Source organism: Peribacillus sp. YIM B13477, assembly GCF_042787955.1.
Taxonomy (GTDB): Bacteria; Bacillota; Bacilli; order Bacillales; family DSM-1321; genus Peribacillus; species Peribacillus frigoritolerans.
This window is the reverse complement of the sequence record NZ_JBHZPD010000018.1, coordinates 12837-28481: the sequence shown is the minus strand read 5'-3', so window position 1 is coordinate 28481 and position 15645 is coordinate 12837. Positions and strand designations below refer to the sequence as shown.

The window sequence follows — 15645 nt, the reverse complement described above, 5'->3', positions numbered from 1 at the left end:
ATACGTTGGTGATTCATACCATCGTATGCTTTAAATTTCATTCACTTTTAGTTAATCAAGAAATTTCTAATTTTAATGATTAATATTCGTTGAAAAATTGCTGAATTTCTTTTGGATCATCTGTTTTTGTTAATGCAAGCATCGTCAAAATACGTGCTTTTTGAGGATTAAGTGAGTCCGCTGTAACAAAATTACTTTCATCGTCAATCTTTTCTCTCGTAACAATACCATTTCCTACACGGCTAGAGCGAATAATAATCACGCCTTTTTTGACAGCGTCTTTAGCACCCTCAAAAGCAGTATCAGAAGTTAAGCCGTTTCCTTCACCTGCTATTATAATCCCTTTAGCTCCTGCTTTCACAGATGCATCGTAAAAATATCTACTATCATTTTGATAGCTATAAATAATGTCCACTTGAGGAAGTTTATCTAGTTTTGATACATCAAACACCGATTTGGTTGTATGTTTACGAGTAGGTTCATTGTAGAAAAATATTTTATTACCTGCGATTGCTCCTAAATAGCCTTGTTCCTCCGATTGGAATGTATCTGTCATGGTTGTATTGGTTTTTGTTATATAACGTGCAGAACCTATCCGGTCATTTAATGAGATTAAAACACCTTTGTTCTTAGCATCTTTACTAGCAGCAATTTTTACAGCATTATATAAGTTTAAAGGTCCATCTGCACTTATAGCTGTAGCCGGTCTCATTGATCCAACAATCACGACAGGTTTGTTGCTTTTTACGACCAGATTCAGAAAATAAGCAGTTTCTTCTAAGGTATCTGTTCCATGCGTTACGACAATACCATCAACGTCTTTAGATTTTAATAACTCATTAATTCGTTTCGACAACTTTAATAAAGTTTTATTATCCATATTGTTACTGCCAATATTGGCGATTTGTTCACCACTCACATTTGCTACTTGTTTTAGTTCAGGAACAGCTTTAATTAGTGTTTCAACACCAAGTGCACCTGCTTGATAACCAGTTGTGTCAGTATTGGACGTAGCAGAACCTGCAATCGTTCCACCAGTTGCTAAAATTTTCACATTGTTTAACTTTGGATTTGTTGAAGTTGCTTCTACTCTCTCTTCTTTTGGATTACTATTTGCTGAGCTATGGATAACAGTGATAGATCCAAAAAGTAATAGTGTAACTGATAGAAACGTGATTCCTAGATATTTTTTTATGTTCATGTCTAGTTAGCTCCTTCTTTATTAATTATTAAATTATGTATGACATAGAAAATACTATCATATTTAGGTATTTCTTACATGATTTTTATTCTGTTGGAAAAAACCATAGAAATTGAGAATGTTAGCTTCCTTGTAGAATCGTCATGCGGCGGCATTCCTGTATTAACTGAAATACTAAAAAGTATGTGAAGAAATCTACTAAAACTAACGGGTGCATTAGCTGAAGCTCTGAGCAGTCTTTAAGGCAGCTTTTTTTGGGCAGGATAATTCAGTAACGTCCCATAAGACATATAGTGAACAAATAAAAAAAGACAGTGTACCACGCTGCCTCATTTTGTATGAATTAAAGAAAACGAAGAATTATTTAATCTTATCTAGTGAAATTATTCTATGTTTTAATTCTGAATTCATATTTAAAACACCTATCACAATTTGATTATCTTCCGTCAATGTTATGTATCTGAAATAATCATCATCCGAAATCAACAAATCGGTGTCATTCGTCGTTTTTTCCATTTTGGCAAATACATCTACTGTGTACTCAAGGTGAAAAAAATCGTCAAATCCCTTGCTTGAGCTACCTACCCAGGTATACAGAAAATCTTTCAGTGTGATTTGTTCATTCACTGATAATTGTTTCTTGAACTTTAACTTATCTACTGTTACGCTTATCATCTTACATCACTCCTTAACGAATATTAATTAGAAGTCTCCTTCAACTATGCTATTTGCGTATCAATCCGTTTACAGTTTAGTTCATAAAGGACAAATGAAAGTTCATGTCGAAATTCAAGTAAGAGATTTAATTAATTATAAAAGTCGATTTGAGTCAATATTTTTGACACTAAAAAGACAATCCTAGAGAGTTAATTAGTTATACAGCTTGTACGAGTCTTATACAGAGAATTGCCTATTAAGGAACAAGAATTATTAGTTTTGATTAAAAAACAAAGCAAAGAATTACAGTTTCAAGCATATACTAATTAGTTACTCCTATCTTTTTGATCGATGAGGGGTAGGGGTAGACCTCTTCTCTTCAATTCCTCTTCTAGAACGAGGATGAATTTTTTTTCTAAGTCTAATTCAATTGCTTTAAGGTATGAGTCTATCAATAGTTGATCATTTAATTTTTTCATATCTTCCCTCTTCTATTTCTTTAAAACCACGTTTAAACATACAATAAAATGTATTTAATATTAAGTGATAAATAATAATATAATAACTCAAGTAAGACAAATTATGGTAATTAATAATTAACGAAGGGAGTCCCCAATTGAAAATATAGAGTGAACTTTTTTGTAACAAATAGGGTTCATATTTATTCTATATTTCAATCTACATAAAACAACATATACCGACATCATAAAACACAATATTTTTAGATTTCCTGGTTTACATAATGCTAATCATTAATATAAAAGTTAAAAATCACCGATTAAAATAATAATTTATTTTATCAATAGACGGTTTTCAATTAAGTGGTTTATTTTTGAAGATCGTAGCTTTCATTGTCGTAGCTTATCTTATCCAACTAAAGGGGATTTACTTCAATAAGGGGTTGCTGCGGCAACCCCTTATTGAAGTAAAGGTAGGATTTAATATGAATATTGGTGATTTTATATTTCAATTAGTTTTCCTTATTTTTATATTTGGGATTTTTTCTGGTGTGTTTTTTTCTTGTTCTTTCTCTCGTTACTAAACAGCCAAGCAAATCAGAAAGCATTGAACAAAAGTTGATAGAATAATTGATTTACTTGCAAAGGATAAGAAAGAGTAATCTTTTTTGTCCTTTTTAACTTAATTTTCACCTCACAGTTTGTGTCACCCCAACAAACCTGTATGAACTAACGGGTGCGTTAGCTGAAGATCGTAGCTGTCTTTAAGACAGCTTTTTCTTATGCAACTATAGGGGAGGGTTAGTTGCATTAGTAAAAAGTTTTTTTCGTACTTCGCAGTAACCAACTATAATAAAATTAGAATTAAAACTAAAATCAAATAGGTGGTGTGCAGGTTGATTAAAGTCCTTTTACATCTCTCCAGAATATTTTTAGGTGTTATCTTCCTTATTGCAGGTCTAAACGGTTATTTTGTCATTTTTGACTTTGAACCATTTATTGCTACTAGCCCCGAAGCGATGGCATTATTCCAATTTGAATATCTATTAATATTTGAAAAGTTTTTAGAGATTGTTTGTGGAGTTTTACTTTTAAGTAATCGATTTGTCCCATTAGCACTTGCAATATTGGGTCCAATTGTAGCCAACATTTTCTTACTTCATTTGATCCTTGATCATTCGTTACTTGTTTTAGCAGTAATAATTGTAATCATGTATAGTTATTTGTTGTTTTGTTACAGAAAAAGTTTTAAAAGTATTTTGGAGAAAAAGCCTTCTCATTAATACTTCCTTGAATTACACATTTTGCGTCAAGTTTGTATCAACTCTATAATAACGTATTGAACAAACGGGTTCGTTAACTGAAGATCAGAGCTGTCTTTAAGGCAGCTCTTTCTATATGCAACTAACGGGGCAGGTTTTTTGAAGAAGGATTTTGCAATCCTTATGCAGAATAAGGTAATGCTTAAAATCTTAGTACATAAAGGGTGTGTATGAGGATGGATTGTAAGAATGTTACCGGAGAAAATGATACAGGCAAATCACAATTAAATATACTTCTTGAAATAAGTGAAATTTGCTTATCACTTAATTTTAACCTGTGGCTACGAGGCGGATGGGCGATAGATTTTCTTCTTGGAAAGATTACTCGTTCACATACTGATATTGATTTAGTTACTTGGTTACATTATCGTGAGCACTTGGAACAGGCTCTTGTTAATGCTGGTTTTCAAATAAAGCCTGTAGGCGAGTTTCAAACCGATTTCCTCAAAAACAATGTCGATGTGAGTTTTGTATTTGTTCGGTATTCTGATAATGGCGATATAGTCGCTAACGGTTTTCCAGATTGGGTATGGAGGAAAGATGCCTTGCAACACTGTTTATGAATGGTGCAATTGGAAAAAAGAGGTGTTAGTATGAGGGAATTATTATGGAGTTTCAGTTTGCTTGTTATCATTGTGGCGTTAGGGGGATGTTCAAGTTCCTCTAAAACTTCGGGTTCTCCTGAGGCAAAAGACGTTGGCTATCAAATAGTAGAGTACGGTAGTTTAAGTGATAAACGAGCTGTATTGGATAAAGATAATGTCAAAAAGATTGAAGACATTATAGCAGATGTCAAATGGGATAAAACAGTATCAGTTGATAAAAGTAGTAAAGAAGATTCTGTATTTTGGTTTATAGACCAAGAAAACAAGGAAGGGCAGAAATATAAGGTGTGGTTCAACGAAGCTGGCTCCGTAGACGTGCAGGATGAAAAGGAGGTATGGAGCGTTTTGGAAGGGAAAGACGGTGAAACATTATCCTCTATTTTCAAACTAAATGAACAGAAATAAAGAATAGAAAAATATTAAGTTAACAGATACGTTAGCTGAAGATTGGAGCTGCCTTTAAGGCAGCTTTTTCTTTATTCAACTACCATGAAAATAAGTTTTTTAAGAATGGAAAAATGACAATAACTAGACCCCGCTCAATCGTTTTAAGAAAAAGGGAGAGCGTTAAAGATAGAAACTGAGTAGCTTTACAGAAAAATTTATGAAGTTTAGTAGCCTTTGTAAAAACAATTTTTTTTGAAAATGGATTGTAAATTGGAAAAAAGTGATGTATCATTAATTGTGAAATGTTTCACAAACAATATTTTCCTTTTAAAAACTTAATGAGATGAAAGGATGAAAAACTTATGACAAAAGAAAAAGTAAGCCGTGTCGCATTAATTGGAACAGGGTTTGTAGGCTCAAGCTACGCCTTTGCTCTTATGAACCAAGGAATTGTAGATGAGTTGATTATGATTGATTTAAATAAAGAAAAAGCAATTGGTGATGTGATGGATTTAAATCATGGGAAAGTTTTCGCTCCAAATCCAACAAATATTCGCTTTGGAGGGTATGAAGATTGTGCAGATGTGGATTTAGTTGTAATTTGTGCAGGAGCGAACCAAAGACCAGGAGAAACACGCCTTGACCTTGTGGATAAAAATCTGAAGATTTTTAAAACAATAGTCGAGAATGTCATGGCTAGTGGATTTGATGGCATCTTTCTTGTCGCAACCAATCCCGTTGACATCTTAACATACGCAACATCGCATTATAGTGGGTTACCTAAAGAACGAGTCATTGGGTCTGGTACCATTCTTGATACAGCTCGTTTCCGTTTCCTACTAGGTGATTACTTTAAAGTCGCACCGAAAAATGTGCATGCGTATATCATCGGAGAACACGGTGACAGCGAGCTACCTGTTTATAGTTCTGCAGACGTGGGTGGTATTCCCGTTTTGAAAATGATTGAACGCCAAGATCACTATAAAAAAGAAGACTTAGATGAGATTTTTATTAATGTACGTGATGCAGCCTACAAAATCATTGAAGGAAAAGGTGCTACTTACTATGGCATCGCTATGGGACTTGTGCGAATTACAAAAGCCATTCTCCACAATGAAAATAGCGTGTTAACTGTCTCTGCTCATCTGGATGGCCAGTATGGTGAGAAGCATGTGTACATGGGTGTTCCAGCAATCATTAATCGTAGTGGAATCCGAGAAATTGTCGAATTAGAACTCAATGAAGAAGAACAACAGAAATTCCAACACAGTGCTTATGTCTTAAAAGACATTTTGGCGCCTCATTTTGAAGAATTAAAATTATAACATTAAATAGAAAGAAGGAAGCATCATGTGGATTCAAGATTATAATCCATTGAATAACACGTACTTATCAGCCTTGGTTGCTGCTTTTCCTGTCACATTCCTTTCTATTGGGTCTGACTGTAATTAAAATGAAGGGCATTATCACAGCCCTTCTTACACTAATCATTAGCATAGGTGTATCGGCATTTTTATTCCAGCTGCTTACTAGTTGGATCGTTGTTAGAAGGCCAATATCGTCAAAGTAATGTTCATGTTGATGCTCCAACTGTAATTAATCGTACAGGTGCAAAAAATATTGTGGAGCTTTCACTAAATGAGAGCGAAAAAGAAAAGTTTGCACATTCTGTTAAAACACTTAAAGGTATTCAATCTCTATTTTGGGAGTATTTTAATTTCTTAAGTAAGAAATTCTTAAGTAAGAAATTCTTACGTAAGGGAGCTGTTATTATGTTAGTAGAAACTATCGATCCATTTAATAATCTTGCTATTTCAGCGTTAGTTGCAGCTATACCGATCCTTTTGTTTCTCTTATGTTTGACGATCTTTAAAATGAGAGGTATTTATGCAGCGCTTCTAAATTTATTTGTAACCCTTCTAATTGTACTTTTCCTCTTTAAGCTACCTTTGGGTGAAGCAATCGGGAGTGTTGTACAAGGTACGATACAAGGGATATGGCCGATTGGTTATATCATTGTGATGGCCGTCTGGTTATATAAAATCTCTGTTAAATCCGGGAAATTTGATGTTTTACGCGGAAGTATTGCGGGTATTTCACAAGACCAACGTCTTCAGCTCTTACTTATTGGGTTTTGCTTTAATGCCTTTCTTGAAGGGGCAGCAGGTTTTGGTGTACCGATTGCAATCTGTGCCGTTCTATTAGTTTCACTGGGATTCAAACCTTTACAGGCAGCCATGCTCTGTCTAGTAGCAAATGGTGCTTCAGGAGCATTCGGTGCAATTGGCATACCTGTTGGAATCATCGGTACATTTGGGCTGGAAAATGTGACCTCCATGAATGTGTCAATGATGACTGCCTTAACACTGCCGATCATTAACTTTACCATTCCGTTTTTATTAATATGGTTAAAGGATGGATTTAAAGGGATTAGAGAAGTATTGCCGGCTATTCTGGTGACATCTATTACTTATACAGTGGCCCAAGCGATCATTACAATATTTGTAGGACCAGAGTTAGCTGACATTATTCCTTCACTATTAACTATGGGTTTGTTGGCATTATTTCTTAATAAGTGGCAGCCTAAACATATATTTTTACTCAACGGCAAAGAATATGAATTTGAAAATCATTCGATGGGTGATGTTGTAAAGGCATGGTCTCCATTTTATTTATTAACAATATTTGTATTGTTTTGGAGCTTTCCTGCATTTAAAGGTTTGTTTTCTCAAGGAGGAATTCTTGAATCGGCTGTACTGAAATTTATAGTACCGGGATCTTCGATCAATATTGGCATTGATTTAATCGGTGCAACAGGAACAGCGATATTATTAGCTGCTTTAACGACGATTGTAACGACGAAAGCAATCAATTTCAGTGAAGGTCTGTCTCTCCTAAAAAAAACTGTTTCAGAATTTTCGATTCCAATCATTATGATCTGTGCAATTATTGGTATAGCTAAGTTAATGACATATGGTGGATTAACAATTTCTTTAGGTGAAGCAGTTGCTACAACAGGAAATATCTTCCCATTATTATCACCACTATTAGGATGGATTGGAGTGTTTATGACTGGGTCTGTAGTAAATAACAATACGTTATTTGCGCCTATACAAGCTACTGCAGGTAATATCATAGGCACAAACTCATCATTATTAGTTTCTGCTAACACTGCCGGGGGTGTTATGGCAAAGCTTGTTTCTCCACAGTCAATCGCAATAGCAGCTGCAGCCGTTGGTGAAACAGGAAAAGAATCTGATTTAACGAAAATGACATTAAAATATAGCTTTGGGTTAGTAGCTTTTGTGTGCATTTGGACATTTATATTATCGCTATTTTATTAGTAATACTTTTATATAACTAACTAGTAAAAAGGAATCAGAGAACCACTCTGATTCCTTTTTCAAAGAAAAAGTTGCTTTTAAAAATTAATCTTACTACTCACTTATTTGAAAATAAATTGAAATACAATCGTTTACGGTGAACCGTATCATAAATGATTCCAACCTAAATTCATCATAGTTTTGAACTTTATCCAGAAACAAAAAAAGAAACAACAACGCATGATTGTTGCAGCATGGAGAAGTTTAAATCATGAAGGAAAAAGTGTCGCAGTTAGCCGCTGTATCTTCGGATTTTTTTATGGCTGCATGCTGCCTGGGTTCACTGATTTTCATCCCTCTTGGATGAACTGGATTTGCAGGAGCATTATCCTTCTACTCATTGAAGTATCGGTTATTATTCACCATCGTTAACATCATTCATTCTTCTTGCTTACTCCTTTTACATGGTTTATGGGAGAAATGGCCCAAAATCCGGACGGAGAGATTCACTGACAAATCAAGCCTTGCTAGTGTGAAAAGGAATATGAGGATGGAAAAATTATTCAATCATTTTGCAGTTAGACCTGGCTGCATTTTTCTTAGATGCATGCTGAAACCTTTGATAGTGCATATTAATTTTTAGAACCATTGGAAGGGGGGAATCACCATGAAAAAGCAAGTAAAGCAAAATGAAAAGAATACTGAAGAAAGACAAGAGGAGCTGCAAACAATTAATGATATTTCTAAAAGCGAAAACGGGCAGCCGGTCCATCAGCCTAAAGATTACGATGAAATAGAGTATTAAGATAAAAGCAATCACCGGGATAAATGCGTTTAAACCAATTCCTTCAGTAGCTAATTCAAGGGTACATTTATGAAAAAGCAGATTTACAACATTAAGATATTTTCATTATTAAAAGCCTGATATATCTCTATATTATCTAGAGAAATCTGGCTTTTTTAATTATTCACTAAAGTCTTTAAACGGAGACTTTAACTAATTAACACCCCTGAAATTATCCACTTTTTCACCTCTGCAATATAATCTGATGAACCCAGATAAATAAAACCAGATCATTAACACAATGATGCCACCAAGACTGCCGTATGTAGCAGACTTAAAGAAGTATTCGCAAAGGACTTTGATACATTAGTTTCAGAATAATGAAAAAGATTACTCAACCAAGTGAATTTTTCGGAGAAGGATTTTTGTGGACAAGCTTAATGCAAATGAAATAGTGAACTACCATGAAAATTAACTTCTGTGAGATCCGAAAAATGGCAATAATTAAGTAGATGCAGCTCATTCATTTTTTAAAAAAGAGGAGAGCGCCTGGTCAAGGTGTTTATGGATAAGGAAATTGGATTAGGATGCATCGGTAATTGTCACATTATAACCTAAGTTTTCTAGTCTTCGAACCGAATGGCGTACAATTGATTCTTGTCTTTGTTTATCAAAGTAATCTTCGCCTAAGTCAACATACATTCCTTTTCGGGTTTAGAAGGTAATATGCGATTCGCAACATCGCATGGGCAACTACAATTGCTGCCTTTTATTTCCTTTTCGTTATACAGTGCACCAAGATAGTTTTTTGACCCTCTTACTGATTGAGCTGCTTCTGTTAATGTAGATCTTAAATACTTATTTCCCTTTTTAGATCTACTAGATTTCCTTTTACCCGCGCTCTCATTGTGCCCAGCACCAAGGCTGCCGATGAACATAAATGTGCGGCAGTTGGGAATTGGCTTCCAACGTCTGTATAAACGAGCAATTGATTACTTCGCATTTTGGTATGAATCCTACCGGGAGTCGATAGGATATGCCTGTGCGAAGCTATACGAAAAAGCGAACGTACAAGTTTAAAATATATGCAGATGGGTAGTCATTAGATTGCCCTTTTTGTTCTAGTTTACATAATACAAATCATTAACATAAAAGTTAAAAATCACCGATTAAAATAATAATTTATTTTGCTATCAATAGACGGTTTCCAATTAAGTGGTTTATTTTTGAAGATTGTAGCTTTCATTGTCGTAGCTTATCTTATCCAACTAAAGAGGATTTACTTGAATAAGGGGTTGCTTAGGCAACCCCTTATTGAAAGGTTGAACGAAGGAATGTAGGAGCATCGATTATGTGAGACATGGGAGGGTTGACCTCCATGAAACATTGATATCCTATAGTGCGATCATAACATTGCTTAAACTGATTTTTTCCTATAATTGGCTAGTTTAGCATACACTTTTTTCGATAAATCCCACCCTTGAGGAGTGATGCCGAGCTAACAGAAATAACTGTTAATGATATGACTATGAAATCCTAAGAATTCTAGAGCTATCGTGAGATTGTGTTTAGTTTATTGAGGGAGGTTAGTTCAATAACAAACGTAATAAAAGTTTGGAAATGAGAAATACGGGAAGTGAAATTGAACTTGAATTTACTAAAGTTTCAGCACTATTTGTATAATAAAAGACTATTTGTCTAAATTGGAATCGCATTAATCAATTCCCATATACATTTCCGTTTAGGAAAATGTAACTTCATTGAAGAATAGAAAATCATTTTATATACTCTAACAATAATTCTTTGGTATCATTCCACAAACTTTGCTGCATAGAAACATCTTTTCCTGGATATATCGGATCAATTTTATTTCCAGTTCCAACATTAAAGTATCCTCCTGTCACTCTCTCATATTCGGAATCAAGTGCTAAACGAACAATGATGTCAGCCCCTCTTTTTGGATCTCCGATATTAAGGAATTCTAAGACTTTTCCCAATACAGAAGATATACGAAGTTCTCTTCCCAGGCCAGTATTATTGAAACCAGGATTTAGAGCGTTGGCATTTACCAAAGTTCCTGAAAACTGACGCACTAACTCACCAGTAAACATGATATTTAGAAGCTTTGTTTTTCCATAAATTTTAGATGAACCCCTCAATGTAAATGGAGATGTGTCCGTCAAATCATATGGTAATTTTAGTTCCCCATGATTTCGTGAGGCTTCCGAAGCGACATTAATAATTTTTGCATTTTTTGCTTTTACCAAAGAGTCCTTTAACAGATTTGTTAGTAGCCAAGGCGTTAGATAGTTTACCGCAATCATCTCGGCAAATCCTTCAGAGGTAACTCGTTGCTCGAACCCATGAAGCCCAGCATTGTGGATGAGTACATCAATTTTTGAATAGTTTTGTTTTATCTCAAGTCCTATACGGCGAACATCATGCATTAACGATAAATCACCAAAATAGAAATCAACCTCCGTATTTGGTGAAGCTTCTCTAATTAATTTCTCTGTTGCTTTAGCCCGTTCTTTGTTACGAGCAGTCAGCACTAAATGTGCACCACGTTTTGCGATTTCAATTGCAGCAATCTGACCAATACCACTGGTAGCACCGGTCATTACAATTATTGGATACTCGGGCATTATACATTCTCCTTCTATAAACTTGACATAGTATTAACAATTAAATATATTTGACATATATCAATCATATTCAAGTATTTGATATATGTCAAATACATTTAGTTGCGCTGAGAAGGGAGAACTATGGATATTAATAATTCTGATTTGAGAGAAGAACTGGAGTTAGCTCTTGGTGAACAGCTCAATTCGTTGATTAGTGAGGCACATGCACTTAATGTCAGAACTGCAGCTACATTTGATACAACTTTGCAGCCAGCAGCCTTTTTGATTGTTCGCTGGTTATTTTCACATGGTCCTACTAACGCATCGACTTTAGCTGAATCAACAGCAATGGACCGTAGCTCTATCAGTAGACTTATAGGGCAATTAAAAGGTCTGGGATATGTAAAGAGTGAACCCCACCCTAAAGATCGACGAGGGGTAATGTTATCTTTAACCGAGCTTGGTCATGACAAAACAATAAAAGCTTTAAAAGAAAAAGAATCTATTTTTTTCGAACGTATTTCAGGATTAACGGATTCAGAATTGAAGGCATATATTGAAATGCTAAAAAATCTAACGATATAACACAGTTGATAATTCTATTTGGAAATAAGAGTCTACTATTGAACATATGACTAAATCTGAAAAGCACGTGTGTTAGTGTGTTAGATAGTATCCACTATTCCTACGTTGAAAGTCCAAAAGAGTTTAGAGAGACTAAATTTAGATTTTTGCAGTGAAAAAATTGTATTACAATTGCAGCTCAATCCAGATTTGAATTTGATGCACCAAGATAAAGAATAATTGTTAAGCTAATAGCTGGGTTAGCTGAAGATCAGAGCTGTTTTAAGGCAGCTTTTTCTTTATGGAATTACCGGGGCAATTTAGTTTAAGAGTACTGTTTGATCTTTGTTCAATAAATGGGCCATTTAATCGAATAAGTGTATATTTGAAATAAAGCTGCACTGTTTTGAAAAAAATCTGTATATAAGCGTGCGTTTGTTGAACAAGAAGTAAAAGGGGTGATACATATTAAACATGGCTAATATGTATCACCCCTTTTTGTAACTTTGTATGATTTTAGGACTTGAAAAATTTCAAACCAACATAAAAATCGGTATTATTTCTCTCTAATCTGCTCCGTTAGACGGTAGGTTATTACCCAATACAAAAGGGCCAAAGCGCTGACAGAGGCACCAAATAGACATACTCCGATCCATCCGTAGTTTGCGTATATATTGGTTGAAACAATTGAACCCATGGCACTGCCGATGGAATAAAAAATCATGTAAGCAGCAGTAAGTCGGCTTCTCGCCTCAGGACGCACTGTGAAAATCATACTCTGATTGGTGACATGTACGGCTTGCACAGCGAGGTCAAGAAAGATAACGCCAATAACTAATGCGATCAGTGAGTGTTCGGTAAAACTGATTAGGAACCATGATGCTAGCAATAAAACTAGGGCTATGCAGGTTGTTCGCTGCCCTAAACCCCGGTCAGCCAGACCCCCAGCACGAGCAGCAGCTAATGCTCCGGCAACTCCAGCAAGACCAAACGCTCCAATAGCGGTATGTGAAAGAGAGTATGGTGGAGCACTGAGAGGAAGCACCAACGAAGTCCACAATGTACTAAACGCGGTAAAAATCAGCAGAGCCAGTACCCCGCGGATGCGTAGGATTCGTTCTTGCATGAACAAAGTGAGCACCGAACGAAGCAGCTGCGGATAGGATAGTGACTCTCTTGCGCTTTCATCACGCGGGAGTACTCGGAACAACACGCCAGTCATGATGAGCATCATGGCGGCAGAAACTAGATAGACCGAACGCCAACCGGCGAGATCGGTTAGTACACCAGCGAATGTTCGTGCGAGCAGAATGCCGATCACGACTCCACTTTGCACCAAGCCGACTATACGGCCACGCTCGGCTGGGGCAGCCAAAGTCGATGCGAACGCTACGAGCACCTGAGTCACCACAGCAAGCAGTCCGACCGCAGCTAACCCCGTGAACAGCACTGTGATGATGGGGGCGATGCCAACCACAATCAGAGACAACACGGATAAAAGCATCTGACCGATGATTAGCCGACGTCGATTCAGTAGATCCCCGAGCGGTACTAGCAGTAGCAGTCCTAGCGCGTAACAAAGCTGAGTAATGGTAATGACAATGCCGATGGATGAATGGGCGATACCGAACTCGGTCGCCAGAGAGTCTAGCAACGGTTGTGCATAGTATATGTTGGCGACAGCCATCCCACAGGCTGTTGCAAACAATAGTGCCATATAGCGAGTCATGGTTGATCCGGATACTATTTGTAACTGAACCGTTTTCGTATCATGATCTTCAATTGATGTTTTTTCTTTAACCTTCATCTTAACCTTTACCATTACTCACATCCCCCTTTTTGTACTCAGTAGTATAATGTACCGATTGGTATAAAATAATTCCTTTTAAGGATAACCAACAAAACGTTTTGATGTCAAGTAAGTTAGCAGTTATTTGAATGCTGTCCTTGAAAGAATCATCACAATTTGACAATAGGACTTTAATTAAATAAAATCATAATATACCGATTGGTAATTAAAAGGGGGATTAATTATCCATGAATCAAATACCGGGGAATAACGAATTAACTGAATTATCTGGGGGCGATTTACCATCTCCAAAATTCCTACAGTCAAACGAACAGATTATAAAAAGCTTCTTTGAAGTTGTCAGATCAGGTTGCAATCCTGAACAAGCTAAGGTTTTTATGGCGAAGGAGGTAAGAGCACATCAAGTGAATTCAGAAAGCATGGTGACAATTAAAAGGTCACCTGAGAATTATGCTGATCATATAAGAGAAATGATAGATTCATGGGGGAAATTTAAAATTGAAATTCAAGAATTAATTTCTCAAAATCAAAAAGTTCATGTCAGATGGAAGCAGACAGGAATGCATATTGGAGAGTATGAGGGTTATCTGCCTACAAATAAAGAGGTTATTGAAATAGGTAGTGCCGTATACCGATTAGAGGATCGAAAAATAGTGGAATACTGGATTCAAGTGGACAGATTCGGAATCATTGAGCAAATAAAAAAGAATCAAGAACAAGATTAATTATCTAGTGAAGAAATTTTATTTTGAAACGAGGGATTTATTATGGTTCGACAACGTGAATTTGATGAGGAAAAAGCGTTGGATGATGCTATGTTGCTTTTTTGGGAGAAGGGGTACAAGGCTACATCGCTAAGCGATTTGACTGCCAAAATGGGGATACAACGACCAAGCTTATACTCAGCTTTTGGAGACAAAGAGAAATTGTTTGAGGCTGCATTACGCAAATATACAAAGCTACATGCTTCCCATATTCGAAAAAAACTTCAAAACAATCTATCTGTAAAGGAAGCATTTCAAACATTTTTTGAAGATTTGGTGGAAGAGGAATATAAAGAAAGTCCGAACAAGGGATGTTTTTGCATTAATACAATGGTGGAACTAGCCCCTCACGATGAAAAATTTGAAATCCTTACAAGGGAGCATCAGATGTATCTTTCAATCATATTTCAAGAAACGATTGTCCGAGGTATTCGCTCAGGTGAGCTCGAAAGCAGCCTTAATGCTAAAGTTTTAGCACAGACACTAGTCGTTTCATTAATCGGACTTACCGTGTTGATGAAATCTCGTCCAGAGCGTTCATTTGTAGAAAATTCTGTAGCGATGATATTATCATTATTAAAATAAATTTATCAAAATTCCAGTTTTATCAATCATGCCAGTCTCTGTGAATATAGGGGGGGGTATAAAACCCAATCTATAAAATCGATTGCAGCTGTAATGCTAATTTTTATTAACCAGTTCCGGCAAGTTTTTTTAATAAAAGAATGATTCATTATTATATTAAAAGCGTATTTTGATCAATCTTTTTTCAAAACACGCTTTTTCTTCGTTTATCAAGGTTATGAGTATCAATTTGATGAAACTTTATTTAAAGCAACGATACCATTGAGTTTTCACCTGATATTTTTGCAATTAGTTAACAGCAATACTAACTAGTATTAGTAAAGTATTCTTCAATTAAAGGGCGCGATTCTTTAATAAGAATTGCTTTTCTTAATGAACTACCATCAAAATAAGTTTCTTTAAAAATGAAAAATGATAATACTAAAGAAGACCCTGCTCAATCGTTTAAAAAAAGAGAAGAGCGTTAATTAATTAGTCTATGGATTATGGTTGACTGGATTAAGGTCAGTATCAGTATTGATACTTCCTAATCCTTTTCATTCTTTGTGAATCGCCGAT

Annotated in this window: 15 protein-coding genes and 1 pseudogene; 9 read left to right on the top strand and 7 right to left on the bottom strand. The window is 35.7% G+C overall.

Annotation, left to right across the window (positions count from 1 at the left end; genetic code table 11):
• Nucleotides 1–79: 79 nt before the first annotated feature.
• From ACFX4H_RS25980 to sda, 3 genes are all read right to left on the bottom strand, one after another.
• Nucleotides 80–1201, bottom strand: a complete 1122-nt coding sequence (locus ACFX4H_RS25980) for a type II asparaginase (protein ID WP_377436503.1) — start codon at nucleotides 1199–1201, stop codon at nucleotides 80–82.
• Nucleotides 1202–1561: 360 nt separating this feature from the next.
• Nucleotides 1562–1876: a hypothetical protein gene (locus ACFX4H_RS25975; RefSeq protein ID WP_241637902.1), complete on the bottom strand. Its 315-nt coding sequence runs from the start codon at nucleotides 1874–1876 to the stop codon at nucleotides 1562–1564.
• 308 nt (nucleotides 1877–2184) lie between these two features.
• Complete coding sequence (gene sda, locus ACFX4H_RS25970; RefSeq protein ID WP_069202239.1) at nucleotides 2185–2337, bottom strand: sporulation histidine kinase inhibitor Sda; 153 nt, start codon at nucleotides 2335–2337, stop codon at nucleotides 2185–2187.
• 875 nt (nucleotides 2338–3212) lie between these two features.
• Here sda and ACFX4H_RS25965 point away from each other — a divergent pair.
• From ACFX4H_RS25965 to ACFX4H_RS25940, 6 genes are all read left to right on the top strand, one after another.
• Nucleotides 3213–3599: a DoxX family membrane protein gene (locus ACFX4H_RS25965; protein ID WP_377436501.1), complete on the top strand. Its 387-nt coding sequence runs from the start codon at nucleotides 3213–3215 to the stop codon at nucleotides 3597–3599.
• Between the two features lie 215 nt (nucleotides 3600–3814).
• Complete coding sequence (locus tag ACFX4H_RS25960; protein WP_377436499.1) at nucleotides 3815–4201, top strand: nucleotidyltransferase domain-containing protein; 387 nt, start codon at nucleotides 3815–3817, stop codon at nucleotides 4199–4201.
• A gap of 30 nt (nucleotides 4202–4231) precedes the next feature.
• Nucleotides 4232–4648 carry a hypothetical protein gene (locus tag ACFX4H_RS25955; protein ID WP_241637899.1) on the top strand — a complete coding sequence of 139 codons (417 nt, stop codon included), beginning with the start codon at nucleotides 4232–4234 and terminating at the stop codon, nucleotides 4646–4648.
• Between the two features lie 344 nt (nucleotides 4649–4992).
• Nucleotides 4993–5955, top strand: coding sequence for an L-lactate dehydrogenase (locus ACFX4H_RS25950; protein ID WP_377436497.1), 963 nt, complete (start codon nucleotides 4993–4995; stop codon nucleotides 5953–5955).
• 447 nt (nucleotides 5956–6402) lie between these two features.
• A complete protein-coding gene (locus tag ACFX4H_RS25945; protein ID WP_377436519.1) occupies nucleotides 6403–7974 on the top strand; it encodes an L-lactate permease in 1572 nt (523 codons plus the stop codon).
• A gap of 646 nt (nucleotides 7975–8620) precedes the next feature.
• Nucleotides 8621–8758, top strand: a complete 138-nt coding sequence (locus ACFX4H_RS25940) for a hypothetical protein (RefSeq protein ID WP_174878745.1) — start codon at nucleotides 8621–8623, stop codon at nucleotides 8756–8758.
• Between the two features lie 192 nt (nucleotides 8759–8950).
• Here ACFX4H_RS25940 and ACFX4H_RS25935 read toward each other — a convergent pair.
• The 3 genes and pseudogenes from ACFX4H_RS25935 to ACFX4H_RS25925 all read right to left on the bottom strand — a co-directional run.
• Nucleotides 8951–9070, bottom strand: a pseudogene (locus ACFX4H_RS25935) (hypothetical protein); the annotation flags it as partial.
• Between the two features lie 353 nt (nucleotides 9071–9423).
• The gene (locus ACFX4H_RS25930; protein ID WP_377436495.1) at nucleotides 9424–9675 is read right to left on the bottom strand and encodes a transposase; all 252 of its coding nucleotides are present in this window, start codon (nucleotides 9673–9675) and stop codon (nucleotides 9424–9426) included.
• A gap of 837 nt (nucleotides 9676–10512) precedes the next feature.
• Nucleotides 10513–11382, bottom strand: a complete 870-nt coding sequence (locus ACFX4H_RS25925) for an SDR family NAD(P)-dependent oxidoreductase (protein ID WP_377436494.1) — start codon at nucleotides 11380–11382, stop codon at nucleotides 10513–10515.
• Between the two features lie 123 nt (nucleotides 11383–11505).
• On the opposite strand from ACFX4H_RS25925, the gene ACFX4H_RS25920 reads away from it, so the two are divergent.
• Nucleotides 11506–11949 carry a MarR family winged helix-turn-helix transcriptional regulator gene (locus ACFX4H_RS25920; protein ID WP_034313372.1) on the top strand — a complete coding sequence of 148 codons (444 nt, stop codon included), beginning with the start codon at nucleotides 11506–11508 and terminating at the stop codon, nucleotides 11947–11949.
• Nucleotides 11950–12484: 535 nt separating this feature from the next.
• Here the strand turns inward: ACFX4H_RS25920 and ACFX4H_RS25915 are convergent.
• Nucleotides 12485–13735: an MFS transporter gene (locus ACFX4H_RS25915; protein ID WP_063592602.1), complete on the bottom strand. Its 1251-nt coding sequence runs from the start codon at nucleotides 13733–13735 to the stop codon at nucleotides 12485–12487.
• A gap of 230 nt (nucleotides 13736–13965) precedes the next feature.
• Between ACFX4H_RS25915 and ACFX4H_RS25910 the strand changes: the two genes are divergently transcribed.
• Nucleotides 13966–14463 (top strand): ester cyclase, encoded by a 498-nt coding sequence (locus ACFX4H_RS25910; protein ID WP_328138942.1) that lies wholly within the window; start codon nucleotides 13966–13968, stop codon nucleotides 14461–14463.
• Between the two features lie 42 nt (nucleotides 14464–14505).
• A complete protein-coding gene (locus ACFX4H_RS25905; protein ID WP_063591601.1) occupies nucleotides 14506–15087 on the top strand; it encodes a TetR/AcrR family transcriptional regulator in 582 nt (193 codons plus the stop codon).
• Nucleotides 15088–15645: the final 558 nt, after the last annotated feature.

What these genes read in the sequence shown, in the direction of transcription:
- ACFX4H_RS25980 (WP_377436503.1), bottom strand. Translation starts at nt 1,201, where the DNA reads ATGAACATAAAAAAATATCTAGGAATCACGTTTCTATCAGTTACACTA.
- ACFX4H_RS25975 (WP_241637902.1), bottom strand. Translation starts at nt 1,876, where the DNA reads ATGATAAGCGTAACAGTAGATAAGTTAAAGTTCAAGAAACAATTATCA.
- sda (WP_069202239.1), bottom strand. Translation starts at nt 2,337, where the DNA reads ATGAAAAAATTAAATGATCAACTATTGATAGACTCATACCTTAAAGCA.
- ACFX4H_RS25960 (WP_377436499.1), top strand. Translation starts at nt 3,815, where the DNA reads ATGGATTGTAAGAATGTTACCGGAGAAAATGATACAGGCAAATCACAA.
- ACFX4H_RS25955 (WP_241637899.1), top strand. Translation starts at nt 4,232, where the DNA reads ATGAGGGAATTATTATGGAGTTTCAGTTTGCTTGTTATCATTGTGGCG.
- ACFX4H_RS25950 (WP_377436497.1), top strand. Translation starts at nt 4,993, where the DNA reads ATGACAAAAGAAAAAGTAAGCCGTGTCGCATTAATTGGAACAGGGTTT.
- ACFX4H_RS25945 (WP_377436519.1), top strand. Translation starts at nt 6,403, where the DNA reads ATGTTAGTAGAAACTATCGATCCATTTAATAATCTTGCTATTTCAGCG.
- ACFX4H_RS25940 (WP_174878745.1), top strand. Translation starts at nt 8,621, where the DNA reads ATGAAAAAGCAAGTAAAGCAAAATGAAAAGAATACTGAAGAAAGACAA.
- ACFX4H_RS25930 (WP_377436495.1), bottom strand. Translation starts at nt 9,675, where the DNA reads ATGTTCATCGGCAGCCTTGGTGCTGGGCACAATGAGAGCGCGGGTAAA.
- ACFX4H_RS25925 (WP_377436494.1), bottom strand. Translation starts at nt 11,382, where the DNA reads ATGCCCGAGTATCCAATAATTGTAATGACCGGTGCTACCAGTGGTATT.
- ACFX4H_RS25920 (WP_034313372.1), top strand. Translation starts at nt 11,506, where the DNA reads ATGGATATTAATAATTCTGATTTGAGAGAAGAACTGGAGTTAGCTCTT.
- ACFX4H_RS25915 (WP_063592602.1), bottom strand. Translation starts at nt 13,735, where the DNA reads ATGAAGGTTAAAGAAAAAACATCAATTGAAGATCATGATACGAAAACG.
- ACFX4H_RS25910 (WP_328138942.1), top strand. Translation starts at nt 13,966, where the DNA reads ATGAATCAAATACCGGGGAATAACGAATTAACTGAATTATCTGGGGGC.
- ACFX4H_RS25905 (WP_063591601.1), top strand. Translation starts at nt 14,506, where the DNA reads ATGGTTCGACAACGTGAATTTGATGAGGAAAAAGCGTTGGATGATGCT.